This window comes from Mycobacterium sp. SMC-8, from assembly GCF_025263565.1.
Classification (GTDB): domain Bacteria; phylum Actinomycetota; class Actinomycetes; order Mycobacteriales; family Mycobacteriaceae; genus Mycobacterium.
Map to the genome: position 1 here is coordinate 6323049 of NZ_CP079865.1, position 20399 is coordinate 6343447.

The following is a 20399-nucleotide window of genomic DNA, read 5'->3' on the forward strand; positions in this document are numbered from 1 at the left end:
GGTCGCGCAGCGTTTCGATTGGGGGACACTATGCGACGGGCGAAAGCGGCGATCCTGGGCATCTGCATCGTGGTCACCGGATGCGCGAACACGATCAGCAGCGCGGAGTCGGCCACCCCGACCCGCACAATGATTCCGCGGCCGCTGGTCGAACGCGAGCTGGGCGGTCTGCTGCTCAGCCCGCAGGACGCCGCCGCCGCGATGGGCGTGCCGGCGATGACGGTGACGGAGTCACGCGCGACGATGGCCGACCACAGCGCGATCATGTCGCCGCCGGAATGCCTCGCCGTAGACGGCGCGGCCGAGTGGGGGGTCTACGCCGCCAGCGGGTTCCAGGCCGAGCGCGATCAGAGCCTCAACGACGGCAGCGCCGAGAGCACGTGGAAGAACTACGTCAAGCAGTCGGTGGTGCTCTTCCCGTACCTGGAGAAGGCCGCCGAGTTTTTCGACGCCTCGGTCCGGCAGTGGCCGGCCTGCCATGAGTACACCGACACCCAGAGCGGCACGCAGTGGAAGGTCGGTCAGATCACCGAGCGCGAGCGCACGTTGAGCACCGTGGCGATGCAGCAGGACGCCGCGGCGCCGGGCTGGGGGTGCGGGCGGGCGCTGGTGCACCGCAATAACGTGATCGTCGACGTCAACACGTGCAGCGCCGATCCGGGTGACTCCGCGGTGCGGATCGCCGAACAGATCGCCACCAACGTCGAGGCGACGTGGTAGCCGCGAAACCGAGCCTTCTGCAGTAAATTCCGTGGCCGGCGGGGCGCGGCGCTGTTAGATTCCCGGCGATAACCCATGACGCCCACCCGAGCGCCCAGTAGGCGCGGCCCGCTGCTGCTGATCCTGTTCGCGGCGCTGATGGCCGGCGCGGGCAACGGCATCTCGATCGTGGCGTTCCCGTGGCTGGTGTTGCAGCGCACCGGTTCTGCGCTCGACGCGTCGATCGTCGCGATGGCGGGGACGCTGCCGCTGCTGGCCGCTACCCTGCTGGCCGGGGCGGCGGTCGACTACCTCGGCCGCCGGCGGGTGTCGATGATCTCCGACGCGCTGTCGGCGGTGTCGGTGGCCGCCGTGCCGGTGCTGGCGCTGCTGTTCGGCGCCGACGCCGTCAACGTCGGGGTGCTGGCGGCGCTCGCCGCGCTCGGTGCGTTCTTCGACCCCGCCGGGATGACGGCCCGCGAGACGATGCTCCCCGAGGCGGCGCGGCGCGCCGGGTGGACCCTCGACCACGCCAACAGCGTCTTCGAGGCGGTGTTCAACCTGGCCTACATCGTCGGGCCCGGCATCGGCGGACTGCTGATCGCCACCCTCGGCGGCATCGACACGATGTGGGTGACCGCGGGGGCGTTCGTCCTGTCGATGGTCGCGATCGCCGCGCTGAAGCTGGAAGGCGCCGGGCGGCCCGACCCGTCGGCGATGTCCGGTGGGGTGTGGGCCGGCATCGTCGAGGGTCTGCGCTTCGTGTGGGAGAACAAGGTCTTGCGCACGCTGGCCTTCGTGGACCTCGCGGCGACCGGCCTGTACATGCCGATGGAGAGCGTGCTGTTCCCGAAGTACTTCACAGACCGCAATGAACCCGCACAACTGGGGTGGGTGCTGATGGCGCTGAGCGTCGGTGGGCTCGTCGGGGCCCTCGGCTATGCGGTGATGTCGCGCTACCTGCGGCGGCGCACCGTGATGCTGGCCGCGGTGCTGACGCTGGGAGCGGCCATGACCGTGATCGCGTTCCTTCCGCCGCTGCCGGTGATCCTGGTGCTGTGCGCGGTCGTCGGGTTCGTCTACGGCCCGATCGCACCGATCTACAACTACGTGATGCAGACCCGCGCCCCGCAACACCTGCGTGGCCGCGTGGTCGGGGTGATGGGATCGCTGGCCTACGCGGCCGGACCGCTGGGGCTGATCCTGGCGGGTCCGCTGGCCGACGCGGCCGGTCTGCACACCACGTTCCTCGCGCTGTCGTTGCCGATGCTGGCGCTTGGCGTCGTGGCGGTGTTCCTGCCGGCGTTGCGCGAGCTGGATCTGGAGCCCAGACCGGATTCGGGCATTGCCTGACTTTGCCGTGGCCGCGTCCGGGGCAGACCTACACTGGCGGCTGTGCAACCGCTGGCAAGCCTGATCGCCGAACTGCCCGAGGGCACGGTCGTGACCGATCCCGACATTCTGCAGTCCTACCGCCAGGACCGCGCCGCCGACCCGGGCGCGGGTACCCCGCTGGCGGTGGTGCGGCCCCGGCGCACCGAGGAGGTCCAGGCCGTGCTGCGGTGGGCCACCGCCCACCGGATCGCGGTGGTCCCGCGTGGTATGGGCACCGGATTGTCCGGCGGCGCAACGGCTCTCGACGGCGGCATTGTGTTGTCCACCGAGAGGATGCGTGACATCACCGTCGATCCCGTCACCCGGACTGCGGTCGCCCAGCCCGGGCTGCTCAACGCCGAGGTGAAGAAGGCCGTCGCCGAGTACGGGCTGTGGTACCCGCCGGACCCGTCGTCGTTCGAGATCTGCAGCATCGGCGGCAACATCGCCACTAACGCCGGTGGGCTGTGTTGCGTGAAGTACGGGGTGACCACCGACTACGTGCTCGGCCTGCAGGTGGTGCTGGCCGACGGCACGGCCCTGCGGCTCGGCGGGCCCCGCCTCAAAGACGTTGCCGGACTATCACTGACGAAGTTGTTCGTCGGCAGTGAAGGCACGCTCGGCGTTGTCACCGAGGTGACCCTCAAACTGCTGCCCGCCCAGAGCGGCGCCTGCACGGTGGTGGCGACGTTCGACTCGGTCGAGGACGCCGCCGACGCTGTGGTCACCATCACGGGCAGGATCCGGCCGTCGATGCTGGAGTTCATGGACTCGGCGGCGATCAACGCCGTCGAGGACAAGCTCAAGATGGGGCTGGACCGTGACGCGGCGGCGATGATGGTCGCCGCCAGCGACGACCGCGGACCCTCCGGCGCGCAGGACGCCGAGTTCATGGCCGAGGTCTTCACCAAACACGGTGCCAAGGAAGTGTTTTCGACGTCGGACCCGGACGAGGGTGAGGCGTTCGTCGTCGCCCGGCGGTTCGCGATCCCGGCGGTCGAGGCCAAGGGCACACTGCTGCTGGAGGATGTCGGCGTCCCACTGCCGGCACTGGCCGAGTTGGTCGGCGGCATCGAGAAGATCGCGGGCGTGCACGACCTGATGATCTCGGTGATCGCGCACGCCGGCGACGGCAACACCCACCCGCTGATCGTGTTCGACCCCAGCGACGCGGCCATGGAGCAGCGGGCCCAGCAGGCGTTCGGCGAGATCATGGATCTGGCGGTCAGCCTGGGCGGCACGATCACCGGCGAGCATGGCGTGGGCAGGTTGAAGCGGCCGTGGCTGGCCGGTCAGCTCGGCCCCGAGGTGATGGAGCTCAACCGCCGCATCAAGCAGGCGTTGGATCCCGACGGCATCCTCAACCCCGGCGCGGCGATCTGAGACGTCGAGTCATTTCCGTCGCCGCGCCGCGCCGCGCCGCGCCACACCGACGCGATCGGATACGCCGGCGATAGTTGACATTCACTGGCGATTGTCGTACCCATAAGACATGACTGCGACTTTGTCTCAGAACTCCCCTGCCCGGTTCGTGCTCGCCGACGCGGACAGCTGGCAGAATCCATGGCCGATGTACCGGGCGCTGCGCGATCGCGACCCGGTGCACCACGTCGTCCCGCAGGACCGCCTGGACGCTGCCGAACCGGGTGACTATTACGTCCTGTCCCGGCATGCCGACATCTGGGCCGCCGCCCGCGACCACCAGACGTTCTCCTCGGCGCTCGGGCTGACCGTCAACTACGGCGAGCTGGACCTGATCGGGCTGGCCGACAACCCGCCGATGGTGATGCAGGATCCGCCGGTGCACACCGAGTTCCGCAAGCTGGTTGCGCGGGGCTTCACTCCGCGCCAGGTCGAGGCGGTCGAGCCCAAGGTCCGCGCGTACGTCGTCGAACGGATCGAACGCCTCAAGGCCAACGGCGGTGGAGACATCGTCGCCGAGCTGTTCAAGCCGCTGCCGTCGATGGTCGTCGCCCACTATCTCGGTGTGCCGGACGAGGATCGGGCCAAGTTCGACGGCTGGACCGACGCCATCGTGGCGGCCAACACCAGCGTGGGCGGTCTTTCTGGAGCGCTGGAGACGGTCGGGGACGCACTCGGCGAGATGATGGCCTATTTCACCGCACTCATCGAACGGCGCCGCACCGACCCCGAGGACGACACGGTGTCGCATCTGGTGGCCGCCGGTGTCGGCTCCGACGGCGACATCTCCGGGGTGCTGTCGATTCTGGCGTTCACGTTCACGATGGTCACCGGCGGCAACGACACCACCACCGGCATGCTGGGCGGATCGGTGCAACTGCTGCACCAGCGCCCCGACCAGCGCGCCCTGCTCAGCGGCGACCCCACCCTGATCCCCGACGCCATCGACGAGTTCCTCCGGCTGACCTCCCCGGTACAGATGCTGGGCCGCACGGTGACGCGTGAGGTCACGATCGGCGACGTCACGATTCCGGAAGGCCGTCGGGTGATGTTCCTGTACGGGTCGGGCAACCGCGACGAACGCCAGTACGGCGACGACGCCGGTGAACTCGACGTCACCCGCCGGCCCCGCAACATCCTGACCTTCAGCCATGGGGCACACCATTGCCTGGGCGCCGCCGCGGCGCGGATGCAGTCGCGGGTGGCGCTGACCGAGTTGCTGACCCGAATCCCGGAGTTCGAGGTCGACGAGTCTGGGATCACCTGGGCCGGCGGTTCTTACGTCCGACGGCCCCTGTCGGTGCCGTTCACGGTAACGGGCTGATGGCTGGAGACTGGCTGGCGGCCCGCCGCACCGAGGTGGCCGCCGACCGCATCCTGGACGCGGCCGGCGAACTGTTCGCCGAACAACCGGCAGCCACGGTCGGTATGCATGAAATCGCCTCGGCGGCAGGATGTTCCCGAGCCACGCTGTATCGCTACTTCGAAAATCGCGAGGCGCTCTACACCGCCTACGTACACCGTGAGGCCTACCGGCTCTACCGCGAGATGACCGACCACGTCATGTCCTTCACCGATCCGCGGGAACGGCTGATCGAGGGCATGCTGGCCTCGCTGCAGAACGTACGCCAGAGTCCAGCTCTGGCATCGTGGTTCGCCACCGCCCAGCGCCCCATCGGCGGAGAGATGGCCGAACAGTCCGAGGTGATCAAAGCACTCACCGAGGCGTTCGTGATCTCGCTCGGGCCCGACGAATCACATCTGGTCGCGCACCGGGCGCGGTGGCTGGTGCGCGTGATGACGTCGCTGCTGGTGTTCCCCGGCCGCGATGAGGCCGACGAGCGCAGCATGCTCGAGGAGTTCGTGGTGCCGATCGTGCTGCCGGCTCAGGCCACGCAGTGAATCCGGCTATTGCCGCGCCATCGAGATGGTGAACCTGTCCTGGGCGGTGATGAGATGGTCGTGGCTGTCCGGGCCGATGTCGATCTTCACCCAATCGATGCGACCGTTGAATCCATTACCCTGCGGGCCATAATCCGGGGACGTCGGTGAGCCGGTGTCGGAGCCGACATCACAGGCCTCGTCGGCCGAGAACGCCAAGGGCTCGGTCCGCTCGACTCGTCCGCTCCCGACCGGCTTTTCGTCGCAGTAGAGGGTGACGCTTCCGCCCTTACCGAGACCTCCTCCGTCGTAGACGAACTCGAATCCGACGTGATGCCGGCCCGGCGGAATGGGACTGTCCGCGGTCACGTAGAAGTACTCGATACCGAAAAAGTTGTAGCAGTACTTCAGCCGCTTCTCGTGGGCGTACATGCACCAACCGCCCACGCCGCCACCCTGACTGACGATGACACCTTCGGCCCCTCCGTCCGGCACGGAGATCACCGCGGTTACCGCATGCGACTTGTTCTTGATGTTCAGTACGCAGTTCTCCAGCAGCCGCATTCCGGAGAACAGCGTCTGGGTCGTGCCCTTGATCAACTGTGGGCGCCCGGCGATGTCCGGATTGAACCGTTCGAACGACCGGTCGTCCAGAGGCACGACGTTGTACTTGACAGCTTCGATCAGCCAAAGACGTTGCAGCGCGGCAAGTCTCTCCGGTTGCTCCGCTGCCAGGTCGTGTGCCTGGGTCCAGTCTTGCGGAGCGTAGAGCTCCCAGATGTCCTCGTCGAGCGACGGCTGGTCGGCCATCCACGGGGTCCGGTGCTTGGTCACCGCTGTCCAGCCCTTGTGGTAGATCCCGCGGTTGCCGAACATCTCGAAATACTGCACGGTGTGCGTCTCCGCGGCGTCGCGATCCCGCAGCGTGGACATCATGCTGACCCCCTCGAGCGGGGCCTGCTGGATGCTGTTCACCACTGTCGGCGCCGGGAGTTTTGCGGCCTCAAGGATCGTCGGCACCACGTCGATCACATGGTGGAACTGATCTCGGGTCTCTCCCTTGGCCGCAATCCCGTTCGGCCAAACCACGATGGTCCCGTTGCGGGTGCCGCCCCAGTGCGACGCCACCTGCTTGGTCCATTGATACGGTCCGCACAACGCATGCGCCCAACCGACGGCGTAGTGGTTGTAGGCGTCGGGTGTGCCGAAGTCGTCGATCTTCGACAACAGGAACTCCGGCGTCTCGATGCCGGCCAGCCCGTTGAGGGTGCACATCTCGTTGAAGCAGCCGTTCGGCGTGCCCTCGGCCGAGGCCCCGTTGTCACCGATGATGTAGTAGATCAGCGTGTTGTCGAGCGCGCCGAGTTCGTCGATCGCGTGGATCAGCCGGCCGACCTCGTGGTCAGTCTGTTCGAGGAAGCCGGCGTAGATCTCCATCTGCCGCGCGAGCACCGGTTTGAGCTCGGCGGGCATGTCGTCCCACGCGGGTATCTCGTCGTGGCGCGCAGTCAACACCGCGTCGTCGGGGACGACGCCGAGCGCTTTCTGGTTGACGAGCATGTTCTCCCGCAACATGTCCCAGCCGTCGTCGAATTTCCCCTTGTACTTGTCGGACCATTGCCGGGGTACGTGGTGCGGAGCGTGCGTGGCGCCGGGGGCGAAGTACATGAAGAACGGCTTGTCCGGTGTGAGCGCCTGCTGCTGGCGCACCCAAGTGATCGCGCGATCGGCCAGGTCCTCGGTGAGGGTGTAACCCTGTTCCGGAGTCTTCTCGGGTTCGACCGGCTTGGTGCCTTCGTACAGTCCGGGGTAGTACTGGTTGGCCTCTCCCCCGATGAACCCGTAGAAGTGCTCGAACCCTGATCCGGTCGGCCACTGGTGGAACGGCCCGACCGGCGACACCTCCCAAACCGGCACCTCGTGGCACTTGCCGAACTGACTGGTCGAATAGCCATTGAGCCGAAGTGTTTCCGCCACCGGAGCCTTGTCCTTGGGCCGGATACTGGAGTAGCCCGGCGCCGACGTGGCGATCTCGGTGACACCACCCATGCCGACGGAGTGGTGATTGCGACCCGTGAGCAGGGCCTGACGCGTCGGAGAACACAAAGCGGTGGTGTGGAACCTGTTGAGCTTGAGACCGTTCGCCGCCAACCGCTCGGCGGTCGGGGTCTGGCACGGCCCACCGAACGCCGAGCTTGCGCCGAATCCGACGTCATCCAGCAGGACGATCAGCACATTGGGCGCGCCTTCGGGCGGCCGCAGCGTCGTGATCGGCGGATAGGTGGTGTCCGGATCCTTGGCGTCGTATGTCGTCAATCCGACATGTTGGGGATCCGGGATCGGCAGGATGTCCCGCCGCACCGGATCCGCTACTGAATCGGACAAGGCTGCCCTCCGTCCTGGAACCACGCTTCTTGGGTTCTCCGCAGCGTCAGCGTAAGGCGCGGCGGCGGCCGACGCCCGGTATTGACGTCTTCGCCGACAGGCCGTCACCAGCTGGTCATCGACAGCTCACGCCACCCAGTAGGCCTGCGCCTTGATGGATTTGCGCGCAATCTTGTAGTCCTCCCGCAGCAGCTTGGCCACCGCTCGGGTGGTGCGGTTGTCGCAGGCCACCCAGCCGAAGCGGTCGGAGGCGTCGAACGCCGAGGCGGCCACCGCCGACACCAGCGCCTCGCCGTCGTTCTTGCGGTCCACCCACGTCACGTCGGCGCTGCGCCGCACCGGGAGCTGCCGGTCGTCGTCGTGCGCAGCCTCCAGGAAGATCTGGGCGGGCGCGTCGCCGATCGCGTCGAGCAGCGAGTTGACCGCCGGCAGCGACGCGGTGTCGCCGACGATCACATAGCCGGCCGGGCGCGGGTCGGGCAGCGCGAAGTTGCTGCCCAGCACGGTGACCTCGATGGTGTCGCCCGGCTGGGCCTGTTCGGCCCAGCCGGATGCGACGCCGTCGTGCAGCGCGAACTCGACGTCGACGGTGTCGTGCTGCGGATCGGGGTTGACCAGGGTGTACCCCCGCTGATGCAGCTTGTCGCCGTCGGAGAACCACATCCGGACCCACATCGTCGGGTGCAGCGCACGGTCTGTGAGCAGGCCGCCGGCCTGGAAACTCAGCCGCAGGTAATGCGGGCTGACCTGGGTCCGCCCGGTGACCGTGAGCTCATAGTCCCCAGCGCGCAACAGCTTGAGCACCGCGCCCGCGAATCCGCGCGACTTCCTGGTGTCCGTCATGGACTCATCACCCCTCGATCCCTGTGTCAGGTAAGCGTAACCTAACTTGATCGGTGAGCCCGGCCCTTCCTCAAGACCGGACGCGGGTGAAACGGTGCAACAGCCACGCCGGCGGGATCGTCACCGCGAGCGTGCCGAAGAACAGCAACCACACCGACCCGGTGTAGATCGGGTAGCGCAGGATCTCCACCATGACCAGTTCCATGGTGATGAGGTGGATCAGGAAGATCTCGTAGGAGATCTCACCGAGGAACACCATCGGCCGGCTGGCCATCAGGCGCGGGTACCAGCCCCGGTCGGTCAGCGCCAGCGGTGCCACCACCAGAGTGGCGATCACGGCGTAGAACACCGTCTTGGCCAAGGCCTCCCGCAACTCCGCCGGCGAGGTCGTGGGTTCACCGGCGATCGGGGTCGACGCGATCAGGTAGCAGATCAACGCCAGCGGCACACACGCCAGCGCGTAAGCCCGGACCCCCAACGGCTGCAGCGCCGCCAACACCATGCCGCCGACGAACCACGCCAGGTATCCGGGCAGCCACAGTTTGGCCCCGTCGGGCAGGAACGTCGTGCTGTGCACCAACCACATCCACGCCGGCGACACCAGAGCCAGTGCCGCGAGGCCGGTCAGCAACAGGCCCGGACGCCACCGCCGCCGGCACAGCACCACCAGCAGCAGGTAGGCCAGCACTGGGAGCGCCACGTAGAACGCGACCTCGACGGCCAGACTCCACATCTGGGTAAGGCCTTGATGCAGAAAGGAATACAGATAGTTGTCGGTGTAGATCTGGGTCAGGGTGAGGTTGCGGAACAGGCCCTCCCAGGTGTGTCCGGGATTCGGGCCCGCCGTGCGGAAGTGATAGACCAGGTACGCGGCCAGGACGGTGACGACGTAGGCGGGCATGATCCGCCGAACTCGGTGCCAGGCGTAGCGGCGCACCGACGGAGGCGCATCACCGGCGTGTGCCGCCTTCACCCAGGGCAGGAACAACAGGAAGCCCGACAGCACGAAGAAGATCGGCACCCCGATCTCCATGCGCGAATACACCAGGCCCACAAAGCCCTGCGGGTACTTGCCCGTCGTGTAGGCCGCGTGGGTGAGCACCACCAGCAGCGCTGCGACCGCGCGGATTCCCGTCAGGGACGCGACGCGCCCGGTCGTCGTGACCGACTCCAGCCCACCGACGTCGTCGTCGCCGAGGGACAGGCGGTCCCGGTCGGACAGGGTCACTTGGACTTGGGCTTCCCCCGATGCGGTTTCGGCCCGCGGTCGGGTTGGAGACTGATCAGCTGACCTTGGATCCTGGTGTTCTCCAGCGCTTTCAGCGTCTTGGGCGACAGTTTGGCCGGCAGTTCGACCAGCGAGTGGTCGACGTTGATGGTGATGTGCCCGAAATCGCTACGGTGCAGACCGCCCTCGTTGGCGATCGCTCCGACGATCGCTCCCGGGGCGACCTTGTGCCGCTTGCCGACCGCGATCCGGTACGTCGCCAGGTCGCTGCGCCGCTCGCGCGGTTTACGCGGTGCCCGATCCTCACCGTCGCGCTCGCGTCGTTCTCGCCGCTTCTCCGGCGGGGGTTCTGTCATCAGGAACTCCGCCCCGTCACGGCTCTGCAGTGCCAGCGCCGCGGCGATGTCGGCCATCGGGACGTCGTGATCGCGCTCGTAGCCCTCGATCAGCGTGCGGAACAGGTCGATGCCCGGCTTGTCCAGCGCGTCGGTGATCGAGTCACGGAACTTCGCGACCCGCTTCTCGTTGACATCCTCCACCGACGGGAGCTCGGACTCGACGAGCTTCTGCCGGGTCACCCGCTCGATCGCGCCGAGCAGGTGCCGTTCCCGCGGCGTCACGAACAGCAGCGCGGTGCCTGACCTGCCCGCGCGTCCGGTGCGCCCGATACGGTGCACATAGGACTCCGGGTCGTGCGGGATGTCGAAGTTCACCACATGCGAGATGCGTTCGACGTCGAGGCCGCGGGCCGCGACGTCGGTGGCGACCAGGATGTCGATGGTCCCATCTTTGAGCTGCGAGATGGTCCGCTCGCGGACCGCTTGCGGGATGTCGCCGTTGATGGCCGCCGCCGCGAAACCGCGGGCCCTCAGCTTCTCGGCCACCTCCTCGGTGGCCTGCTTGGTGCGAACGAACACGATCATCGCGTCGCCCTGCTCGGTCTCCAGCAGGCGGGTCAGCGCGTCCATCTTGCGCGGATACGACACCAGGAAGTACCGCTGCGTGATGTTCTCGGCGGTCTGCGTCTTCGACTTGACCGTCACCTCGACCGGGTCGTGCAGATACTTGGCGGTGATCTTCTTGATCGCCGGTGGCATCGTCGCCGAGAACAGGGCGACCTGCTTGTACTCGGGGGTGTCGGCGAGGATGCGCTCCACGTCCTCGGCGAAGCCCATCTGCAGCATCTCGTCGGCCTCGTCGAGCACCAGATAGTCCAGGTGCGAAAGGTCCAGACTCCCCTTCTCCAGGTGGTCGATCACTCTGCCCGGGGTGCCCACGACGACCTGGGCGCCGCGCTTGAGACCCGCCAGCTGCGGCACGTAAGACGACCCGCCGTAGACCGGCAGCACGTTGACCCGCAGGTGAGCTCCGTACCGGCCGAAAGCCTCGGCAACCTGCAGCGCGAGCTCACGGGTGGGGGCCAGGACCAAGGCCTGGGTGTGGCGGCTGTCGGTGTCGATCTTGGACAGGATCGGGATCGCGAACGCCGCGGTCTTGCCCGTCCCGGTCTGGGCCAGCCCGACGACATCGGACCCTTCCAGCATCGCCGGGATGGTGGCCGCCTGGATCGGCGAAGGCGATTCATAGCCGACGTCGGCGACCGCCTGCAGCACCGAAGGGTGTATCCGCAGGTCGGCAAAGGTCAGGTCCGCGGGCTCTGGCTCCGCATTCGTCGACGTCATCGTGGTGGAAGTCTAGTGCTTGTCGCGAGGTGTTCCCGCCCCTGCGCGCCTTCCCCTGCACCCGGGCCCGGCCCGGTACGGTGCGCAACTGTGAAAAGGGCGGCGACCATCGGCTCCCTCCTGCTGGGGGCAGCAGTGCTGACCGCCACCGCCTGCAGCTCCGGGGATTCCACGGTCTCCAAGACTCCTGAGCCCAGCGCCGGAGCGTCCGCCGCGGTGTCGACGACCGCTGCGCCGGCCCCGTCCGGTCCGCCGCCGGGCCCGGCGCCCGCCGACGATCCGTGCGCGACCGATCTGGCCGCACCCGAGATCGCCAGGGCTGTCAACGAGCTGCCACGCGACTCGCGCAGCAGCCAGGGCTGGAGCCCCGAGCCGTTGGCGGGCAACTACAACGAGTGCGCGCAGCTGTCCGCGGTGATCATCAAAGCCAACACCAACGCGGAGAACCCGAACACCCGCGCGCTGCTGTTCCACCAAGGCAAGTTCATCCCGACCGGGGTGCCCGACACCTACGGGTTCAACGGCCTGGACTCCACCCAGAGCACCGGTGACACCGTCGCGCTGAAGTACTCCGGCGGGGTGCCCGGGCTGGACAGCGTGGTGAAGTTTCGGTGGAACGGCAGCGGGGTCGAGCTGATCGGCAACACGCCCGGCTAGCTTGTCGCGGCTGTTTCGCGAAAGCGCACACAGCGTAGTGAATCGGTGCCGCGCGCTACCGTGGTGGCGGTTTCGCGGGACCGCGAGCTGTCGGAGGCGTCACCTACAGTGACTGCGTGTTCGTCGCCACCGACGCTGACGAGGTCCGAGTCGTCTACAGCGCCTCCGACCTCGCCGCCGCGGCGCGTTGTGAGTACGCGCTGCTTCGTTCGTTCGACGCGCGGCTGGGATGGGGTCCCGCCGTGTCCGGCGACGACGAATTGCTGGCTCGCACCGCAACTCTCGGCGACGAGCACGAACAGCGCCACCTCGATGCCCTCCGGCACGAGGCCGACGTCGCGATCATCGGCAGGCCCAAGTACACGGTCGCCGGACTGACGGCCGCCGCCGAGCAGACCAGACAGGCGATCGAACGCCGGGCACCGGTCATCTATCAGGCCGCGATGTTCGATGGCCGGTTTGTCGGGTTCGCCGACTTTTTGATCCTGGAGGACCCGCAAGGCCCCGGCAGGACCCCCGGCCGGCCGCGTTACCGCCTGCGCGACACCAAACTGGCCCGCTCGGTCAAGGTCGAGGCGCTGCTGCAGATGGCAGCCTACGCCGAAACCCTCACCGCCGCAGGCGTTCCCGTCGCCGACGAAGTAGACCTGGTGCTCGGCGACGGCACCACCGTCAGCTACCCGGTCGACGAGCTGCTGCCGGTCTACCGGCCGCGGCGGGACGCGCTGCAGCGGCTGCTCGACGACCACCTGTCCGGCGGGCGGCCGGTGAGCTGGCAGGACCAACACATCCGGGCCTGCTTCCGGTGCTCCGAATGTGAGCCGCAGGTGCGCGCACACGACGATCTGCTGCTCGTCGCCGGAATGCGGGTCAGCCAGCGGGCCCGGCTGCTCGACGCGGACATCACCACCATGCGGGAACTGGCCGCCCACCGCGGCCCGGTGCCCGAGCTGTCCGCTCGTACCGTTACGGCGCTGACGGCGCAAGCCCGGCTTCAGCTCGCCGACCGGGTGGACGGCAAGCCGCCGTATGAACTGGTCGACGCGCAGCCGCTGATGGTGCTGCCCGACGTCGACCGGGGTGACCTGTTCTTCGATTTCGAGGGCGACCCGCTGTGGACCGGCGACGGCCGTGAGTGGGGGCTTGAGTACCTGTGGGGCGTGCTGACGGTCAACGACGAGTTCCATCCGTTCTGGGCGCACAACCGCCCCGACGAACGTCAGGCGCTCAAGGATTTCCTCGCCATGGTGCGCAAGCGAAGACGCCGCCACCCGGGTATGCACATCTACCACTACGCCGCCTACGAGAAGAGCACGCTGCTGCGGCTGGCGGGGCGTTACGGCGAAGGTGAGCGCGAGATCGACGAACTGCTGCGCGACGGTGTGCTCGTCGACCTGTACCCCTTGGTGCGCAAGACCATCCGGGTGGGCACCGAGAACTACAGCATCAAGTCGTTGGAGCCGCTCTACATGGGCAACGAGCTGCGCGACGGCGAGGTCACCAATGCCACCGCCTCGATCACCGAGTACGCCCGCTACTGCGAGCTGCGCGACGAGGGCCGCACCGACGAGGCCGCCACCGTGCTCAAGGAGATCGAGGAGTACAACCGCTACGACTGCCGCTCGACACGGCGCCTCCGGGACTGGCTGATGGCCCGCGCCATCGAGTCGGGCGTGCCGCCACGGGGGCCGACGCCGGTGTCGGCCACCACCGGCAGCCGCGAAGCCGCGGACTCCGCGCCCGACCGGGTCGAGCGCACACTGCTCAAGTTCGCCGGCGACGGCATCGAGGTCCGCAGCCCGGCGCAGGCCGCGGTCGCGATGGTCGCCGCTGCCAAGGGTTTCCACAAGCGCGAAGACAAGCCGTTCTGGTGGGCGCACTTCGACCGGGTGAACAATCCGGTCGACGAATGGGCGGACGACAGCGGGGTTTTCATCGCCGATCGCCACGAGATCGTTGCCGACTGGCACACGCCGCCGAGGGCGCGCAAGCCGCAGCGGCACGTCCGGTTGTTCGGCGAGATCGCGGCCGGCGAGATCGCCGCAGAGATGTACGCGCTGTACGACCCACCGTCGCCGGCCGGGCTGTCCGACGACCCGGACCGGCGTGCGTTCGGCGCGGTGAAGGTCACCGAATGCGACGACCCGGAAGCGCCGACCGAGGTCCTCGTCGTCGAGCGGCAGCCCAAGAACGGCGAGGTGTTCACGCAGGTGCCGTTCGCGCTGACCCCAGGACCGCCGATCGGCACCACCCAGCTGCAGGACTCGATCGCCCGGACCGCGGAACTGGTGGCCGCCGGATTGCCGAACCTGCCCGCCGACGCACTCACCGACATCCTGCTGCGCCGGCCGCCCCGGATGCGCAGCGGCTCGGCACTGCCGCGCACCGGTGATGCCGTCGCGGACATCACCGCAGCACTGCTGGACCTGGACTCGTCGTACCTGGCCGTGCACGGCCCGCCCGGCACCGGCAAGACGCACACCTCCGGCAAGGTGATCGCGACCCTGGTCGACCGGCACGGCTGGCGGGTCGGGGTGGTGGCGCAGTCGCATGCGGTGGTGGAGAACTTGTTCGGCGACGTGATGAAGGCCGGCGTGGACGGCGCCCGGGTCGGCAAGAAACTGCACACCGTCACCACCGGGTGGACCGCACTGGACCGCGACGACTACGCGCAGTTCCTGTGCCAGGACGGCTGCGTCGTCGGCGGCACCGCGTGGGATTTCGCCAACGCCGCCAAGATCGCCCGCGACAGCCTCGATCTGCTGGTGATCGAGGAGGCCGGGCAATTCAGCCTGGCCAACACCGTCGCGGTGGCGCAGTCGGCGCGCAACGTGCTGCTGCTCGGCGACCCGCAGCAACTCCCGCAAGTCAGCCAGGGCACCCATCCCGAACCAGTCGACGGATCGGCGCTGGGCTGGCTGGTCGACGGCCACCACACCCTGCCGCCCGAGCGGGGCTATTTCCTGGACCGCTCCTACCGCATGCATCCCGGTGTGTGCCGGGCCGTGTCCCGGCTGTCCTACGACGGACGGCTGCTGTCGGCGGAGAGCGTCACCGCCGCGCGCCGCCTGGCCGGCGTCGCGCCGGGTGTGCGGACACTGGCCCTGGACCACCTCGGCAACGCGACCGAGAGCCCGGAGGAAGCCGCCGCCATCGTCGCCGAGATCACCGGACTGCTCGGTACCGAATGGTCCGACGAGGACGGCGCCGGGCCGCTGGCCCAGCGCGACATCCTCGTCGTCACTCCGTACAACGCGCAGGTGACGCTGGTCCGCCGCCACCTCGATGCGGTGGGGCTCACCGAGGTACGGGCGGGGACCGTCGACAAGTTCCAGGGTCAGCAGGCCCCGGTGGTGTTCATGTCGATGACCGCCTCCTCGGTGGACGACGTGCCCCGCGGGATCGCCTTCCTGCTCAACAGGAATCGCCTCAACGTCGCGGTCAGCCGCGCGAAATACCTTGCCGTGATCGTGCGCTCGCGCCACCTCACCGAATATCTGCCCGGCACGCCGGAACGCCTCAGCGAGTTGGGCGCGTTCCTGTCGCTGTCGGCATGTGATACACCCACGGAGTGACCGAAGCGCTGTCCGACCGGCTCACCGCGATCGTCGGGGCCACCCACGTGAGCACCGATCCCGACGTGCTCGCCGGACGCAGCGTCGACCACACCGGGCGGTACCGGGGCCGGGCGTCGCTGCTGGTGCGTCCGGGTTCCACCGACGAGGTGGCCGCCGTGCTGCGGGCGTGCCGCGACGCCGGTGTGAGCGTGACCGTGCAGGGCGGACGCACCTCGTTGGTCGCCGGCACGGTGCCCGAACACGACGACGTGCTGCTCTCGACCGAGCGGTTGCGCGACATCGGCGAGGTCGACGTCCTCGAGCGCCGGGTCCGCGTCGGCGCGGGGGTGACACTGGCCGAGGTGCAGCGCGCGGCCGGGACGGCGGGCTTGGTGTTCGGCGTCGATCTCGCCGCGCGGGATTCGGCCACCGTCGGGGGGATGGCCTCCACCAACGCCGGGGGACTGCGCACGGTCTGCTACGGCAACATGGGTGAACAGGTCCTCGGGCTCGACGTGGTGCTTCCCGACGGCACCGTGGTGCACCGGCACAGCCAGGTCCGCAGCGACAACACCGGCTACGACCTGGCGTCGCTGTTCGTCGGCGCCGAGGGCACGCTCGGGGTGATCACCGCGCTGGACCTGCGGTTGCACCCGACACCCCGGCAGCGCGTCACCGCGATCTGCGGTTTCGACGACCTGGAGGCCCTGATCGCGACGGGCCGGGTGTTCCGCGACATGGAGGGGATCGCCGCGCTGGAGCTGATCGACGCCAGAGCCAGCGCGCTGACCGCCGAGCATGCCGGGGTCGCCGCGCCGGTCCTTGGCGCGTGGCAGTTGCTGATCGAACTGGCCGGCGTCACCGATCTCACCGACCGGCTGGCCGACGCGCTGGAGGACGCCGAGCTGGCCGACGAGCCGGCCGTCGGGGTCGACACGAATGCCCAGCAGCGGCTGTGGCAGGTCCGCGAGGCCGTGGCCGAGGTGCTCGGCGTCTACGGTCCGCCCCTGAAGTTCGATGTGTCGCTTCCGCTTTCAGCTATCCGCGGGTTCGCCGACGAGGCCGCAGCCCTGATCGCCGAGCATGCGCCCGAGGCCATCCCGGTGCTGTTCGGCCACATCGGCGAGGGCAACCTGCACCTGAACATCGTGCGCTGCAACCTCCACGATGACCGGGAGCGCGACCTGTACTCGGCGATGATGGCGCTGATCGCCCGTCACGGCGGCAACGTCAGCTCCGAACACGGCGTGGGGACCCGTAAGCGCGACTATCTGGCGATGGCGCGGACCGAGGCGGACATCGCCGCGATGCGCGCGGTCAAGGCCGCCTTCGACCCCACCGGCTATCTGAATCCCGCGGTGCTGTTCTCCTGACCGGTACCTTGGCACAGGATGGCCGGGATCGAGGCTGATTACCTTGTCGTAGGGGCGGGCGCCATGGGGATGGCGTTCGTCGACACACTGCTGAGCGAGACGGACGCGACGATCGCGCTCGTCGACGAGAACCACCAGCCCGGCGGGCACTGGAACTCGGTATATCCGTTCGTGCGGCTGCACCAGCCGTCGGCCTACTACGGCGTGAACTCACAGTCGCTGGGCAACGAGGACGAGGTGGACCGCAGCGGTCTGAACGAGGGCTTCTTCGAACTGGCCACCGGCCACGAGGTGTGCGCCTACTACGACCAGGTGATGCGCAACCACATGCTGCCCACCGGACGGCTCACCTACTTTCCGATGGCGCGGTATCTGGGCGACAACACCTTCCGCACCCTCGACGGAGAACAGCGCCGCGTGACGGTGCGGCGCCGGACCGTCGACGCCACCTATCTGCTGACCGTCGTGCAGTCGATGCGCGCGGCGCCGTTCTCGGCCGCCGACGGAATCGACGTGGCCGCCCCCAACGACCTGCCGCGCCGCGCGCCGGCCCACGAGCACTTCACGATCGTGGGTGGCGGCAAGACCGGGATGGACTGCTGCCTGTGGCTGCTGCGCAACGGGGTACCACCCGAGCAGGTGCGCTGGGTCAGGCCCCGCGAGTCGTGGCTGCTGAACCGGGCCAACATCCAGCCGGGGCCGCGGTTCGTCAAGGCGCTGCGCGACTCCGTCGCGGTGCGGATGCAGGTGATCGCCGACGCGGGCTCGCTCGACGATCTTTTCGCCGGGCTCGAGGACGCCCGGATCCTGCTGCGTCTCGACCCCGCGATAACCCCCACCATGTACCACTGCGCGATCGTGTCGGAACGCGAACTGGAGCACCTGCGCCTAATCGGCGATGTGGTGCGTCTCGGCCACATCGATCACGTCGACCACGACCACATCCGGTTGCGCGAGGGCACGGTGACGGTGCCCGCACCCTCGTTGTATGTGGACTGCACGACCCAGGGGCTGCCCCGGCCTCCGTCGGTGCCGGTGTTCGACGGCGACCACATCACACTGCAGAGCGTGCGCAGCTGCCAGCAGGTGTTCAGCTCGGCGTTCATCGCCCACGTAGAGGCCGCCTACCCCGACGACGCCACCCGCAACGAGTTGTGTGTGCCGGTCCCGCACCCCGACGCGCCGATCGACTGGCTTCGGCACACGTTGGCCGACAACGCCGCTCAGTTGCGCTGGTTGCACGACCAGGATCTGATGGAGTGGTTGAAGTCGGCGCGCCTCAACGCCGCGCGCGACCTGTTCCCGGTGTTCCCGCCGGGCAAGGAACGGGTGCGCGACAAGGCGCTGGGCGCCCTCGCCGTGGCGCTGCGCAAGACCAACGAACAGCTGATCGGACTGATGAGCGGCTAGCCGCGCGCGTGCTTGCCCCGCGCGCCGCTCGCCCCGTCGCCGTCGCCGTCGTGTGGAAGATGAAAGCCGTTGCGGCCATTACGGTCCGGCTCGTCGTCGACCATCAGCTGATCGAGGATGCTGCGCCATTCCCGGTCCGGATCGGGAATGGCAACCGGGCGCAGCACGTCGGTGTCGGCCACCACACCGCTGCGCTCCTCCCAGGGCACCTCGTACTCGATGTAGTCGTCTTCGCCGTCGGCCCAATACAGCTCGTGGTCCGGGTCGTACCCCGGGCCCGGATCGGACTGCGGGTCCGGTTCGGTGACGGACTCGGCAGCGGCCTGCGACACCGACCGGATCAGGTCCATCAGGAACAGCGCCGCGACGACGCCGAAGAGCGCGACGAACGCCGGCAGCAGCATCGACTGCGACATCGCCGCGGCGAACGGCGCGTGCAGGAACTCGGGCAACCGCGCCACCTGGCCCTCACCCTGCGGGGGCCCGCCTGCGCCGCCCGGGAGCTTGGCCGACAGCTCGGAGGCCATCAGCGCCGCCATGCCCGCACTGCCCAGCACCGAACCCACCTGCCGGGTGGTGTTGTAGACACCGGAACCGGCACCGGCCAGCTGCGGGGGCAGATTCCTGGTCGCCGTCGCCGCCAGCGGCGACCAGATGAACGCCATCGCCACGCCCATCGCCGTCAGCGGCAGCACCAGCCGCCAGATCGGGGTGGTGGGCGTCATCTCGATGGACAGCCACGTCAGGCCGATCGCCATCAGGGAGAAGCCGAACCCGACCACCGAGCGCGGATGGGCCCGGTCGACGATGCGGCCCACCACCGGCGCCAGCACACCGGTCGCGACGGCCATCGGCGCGGTCAGCACCGCCGCCTGCGTCGGGGTCAGGCCACATACCGCCTGCGCGTAGAACATCAGCGGCAGGATCATCCCGGTGGCGACGAACCCGATCGTCGCCACCCCGAGGTTGGACATCGAGAAGTTCCGGTCCCGGAAGATGATCAGCGGTATCAGCGGTTCGCCGGTGTTGATCGACTGCCAGTACACGAACACCACCATCACCGCGACACCGACGGCGACGGTGGCCCAGATCCAGGCGGCCCAGTGGTGGGCCTGGCCTTCCTGCAGCGCGAACACGATCAGGAACATGCCGACCCCGGACAGCACCACCCCGGGCAGATCGAGGCGCTGCCGGCGCTGAGTCGGCAGCGACGGCACCAGATACACCGCCAGGGCCAAGCCCACGATGCCCACCGGCACGTTGACGATGAAGATCCACTGCCAGCCCAGCGTGTCCACCAGCACCCCGCCGGCCAGCGGTCCGGCCAGCGTCGCGACTCCGGCGGTGGCGCCCCACACGCTCATCGCCACGCCGCGGTTGTGCGCCGGGAAGGTGCGGGTGATCACCGTCAGTGTCTGCGGGGTGAGCAGCGCCGCGCCCACGCCCTGTAGCACCCGGGCGGCGACCAGCATGGCGATGCTGTCCGAAAGCCCGCACCACAGCGATGCGACCGTGAACACCGCCAGACCGAGCAGGTACATGGTCTTGGGCCCGTACCGGTCCCCGAGCCGGCCGGCGACCAGCAGCGGCACGGCGTAGGCCAGCAGGTAGGCGCTGGTCACCCAGATCACCGCGTCGTAGTCGACGTTCAACTGGGCCATGATCGCCGGATTGGCGACGGGCACGATCGTCGCGTCGACCAGGATCATGAAGAACCCGACCAGCAGTGCCCACAACGCGTGCCAGGGGTTGGCACCCCTGGCACGCGGCGTCACGGTTTCGAACATGGTGCAGTCAGCCAGAATTCACTCGGGGGGAGATGATCGTCGCGCCTGACGCTACGGTCCGGCGGAAGCCCCGACAAGTCAGCGCGCGGACGCCCGCGCGC

14 protein-coding genes are annotated in these 20399 nt (G+C 68.4%); 9 read left to right on the plus strand and 5 right to left on the minus strand.

What is annotated here, in order from left to right:
- Positions 1–30 precede the first annotated feature (30 nt).
- The 5 genes from KXD97_RS30345 to KXD97_RS30365 all read left to right on the plus strand — a co-directional run bounded on the left by KXD97_RS30345 (position 31) and on the right by KXD97_RS30365 (position 5397).
- Positions 31–720 (plus strand): sensor domain-containing protein, encoded by a 690-nt coding sequence (locus KXD97_RS30345; protein ID WP_260754700.1) that lies wholly within the window; start codon positions 31–33, stop codon positions 718–720.
- 75 nt (positions 721–795) lie between these two features.
- A complete protein-coding gene (locus tag KXD97_RS30350) occupies positions 796–2052 on the plus strand; it encodes an MFS transporter (RefSeq protein ID WP_260754701.1) in 1257 nt (418 codons plus the stop codon).
- 42 nt (positions 2053–2094) lie between these two features.
- Positions 2095–3456 carry an FAD-binding oxidoreductase gene (locus KXD97_RS30355; RefSeq protein ID WP_260754702.1) on the plus strand — a complete coding sequence of 454 codons (1362 nt, stop codon included), beginning with the start codon at positions 2095–2097 and terminating at the stop codon, positions 3454–3456.
- Positions 3457–3565: 109 nt separating this feature from the next.
- Positions 3566–4819: a cytochrome P450 gene (locus KXD97_RS30360; protein ID WP_260754703.1), complete on the plus strand. Its 1254-nt coding sequence runs from the start codon at positions 3566–3568 to the stop codon at positions 4817–4819.
- The gene (locus tag KXD97_RS30365) at positions 4819–5397 is read left to right on the plus strand and encodes a TetR/AcrR family transcriptional regulator (RefSeq protein ID WP_260754704.1); all 579 of its coding nucleotides are present in this window, start codon (positions 4819–4821) and stop codon (positions 5395–5397) included. The genes KXD97_RS30360 and KXD97_RS30365 overlap by 1 nt, the downstream gene beginning before the upstream one ends.
- Before the next feature lie 6 nt (positions 5398–5403).
- On the opposite strand, the gene KXD97_RS30370 is transcribed toward KXD97_RS30365, so the two are convergent.
- From KXD97_RS30370 to KXD97_RS30385, 4 genes are all read right to left on the minus strand, one after another.
- A complete protein-coding gene (locus KXD97_RS30370; RefSeq protein WP_396884613.1) occupies positions 5404–7761 on the minus strand; it encodes an arylsulfatase in 2358 nt (785 codons plus the stop codon).
- 126 nt (positions 7762–7887) lie between these two features.
- Positions 7888–8604, minus strand: coding sequence for a siderophore-interacting protein (locus KXD97_RS30375; protein WP_260754705.1), 717 nt, complete (start codon positions 8602–8604; stop codon positions 7888–7890).
- A 70-nt stretch (positions 8605–8674) separates the two neighbouring features.
- The gene (locus KXD97_RS30380; protein ID WP_260754706.1) at positions 8675–9832 is read right to left on the minus strand and encodes an acyltransferase; all 1158 of its coding nucleotides are present in this window, start codon (positions 9830–9832) and stop codon (positions 8675–8677) included.
- Entirely contained in the window at positions 9829–11514 is a 1686-nt protein-coding gene (locus KXD97_RS30385; RefSeq protein ID WP_260754707.1) for a DEAD/DEAH box helicase, read from the minus strand. Before KXD97_RS30385 ends, KXD97_RS30380 begins: the two co-directional genes overlap by 4 nt.
- 90 nt (positions 11515–11604) lie before the next feature.
- Between KXD97_RS30385 and KXD97_RS30390 the strand changes: the two genes are divergently transcribed.
- From KXD97_RS30390 to KXD97_RS30405, 4 genes are all read left to right on the plus strand, one after another.
- Positions 11605–12171, plus strand: a complete 567-nt coding sequence (locus KXD97_RS30390; protein ID WP_260754708.1) for an LppP/LprE family lipoprotein — start codon at positions 11605–11607, stop codon at positions 12169–12171.
- A gap of 116 nt (positions 12172–12287) precedes the next feature.
- Positions 12288–15746, plus strand: a complete 3459-nt coding sequence (locus KXD97_RS30395) for a TM0106 family RecB-like putative nuclease (protein WP_260754709.1) — start codon at positions 12288–12290, stop codon at positions 15744–15746.
- An 8-nt stretch (positions 15747–15754) separates the two neighbouring features.
- Complete coding sequence (locus KXD97_RS30400) at positions 15755–17101, plus strand: FAD-binding oxidoreductase (RefSeq protein WP_260758229.1); 1347 nt, start codon at positions 15755–15757, stop codon at positions 17099–17101.
- Between the two features lie 18 nt (positions 17102–17119).
- Positions 17120–18511, plus strand: a complete 1392-nt coding sequence (locus KXD97_RS30405; protein ID WP_260754710.1) for an NAD(P)/FAD-dependent oxidoreductase — start codon at positions 17120–17122, stop codon at positions 18509–18511.
- On the opposite strand, the gene KXD97_RS30410 is transcribed toward KXD97_RS30405, so the two are convergent.
- Complete coding sequence (locus tag KXD97_RS30410; RefSeq protein ID WP_260754711.1) at positions 18508–20298, minus strand: MFS transporter; 1791 nt, start codon at positions 20296–20298, stop codon at positions 18508–18510. The genes KXD97_RS30405 and KXD97_RS30410 overlap by 4 nt on opposite strands.
- Positions 20299–20399 lie beyond the last annotated feature (101 nt).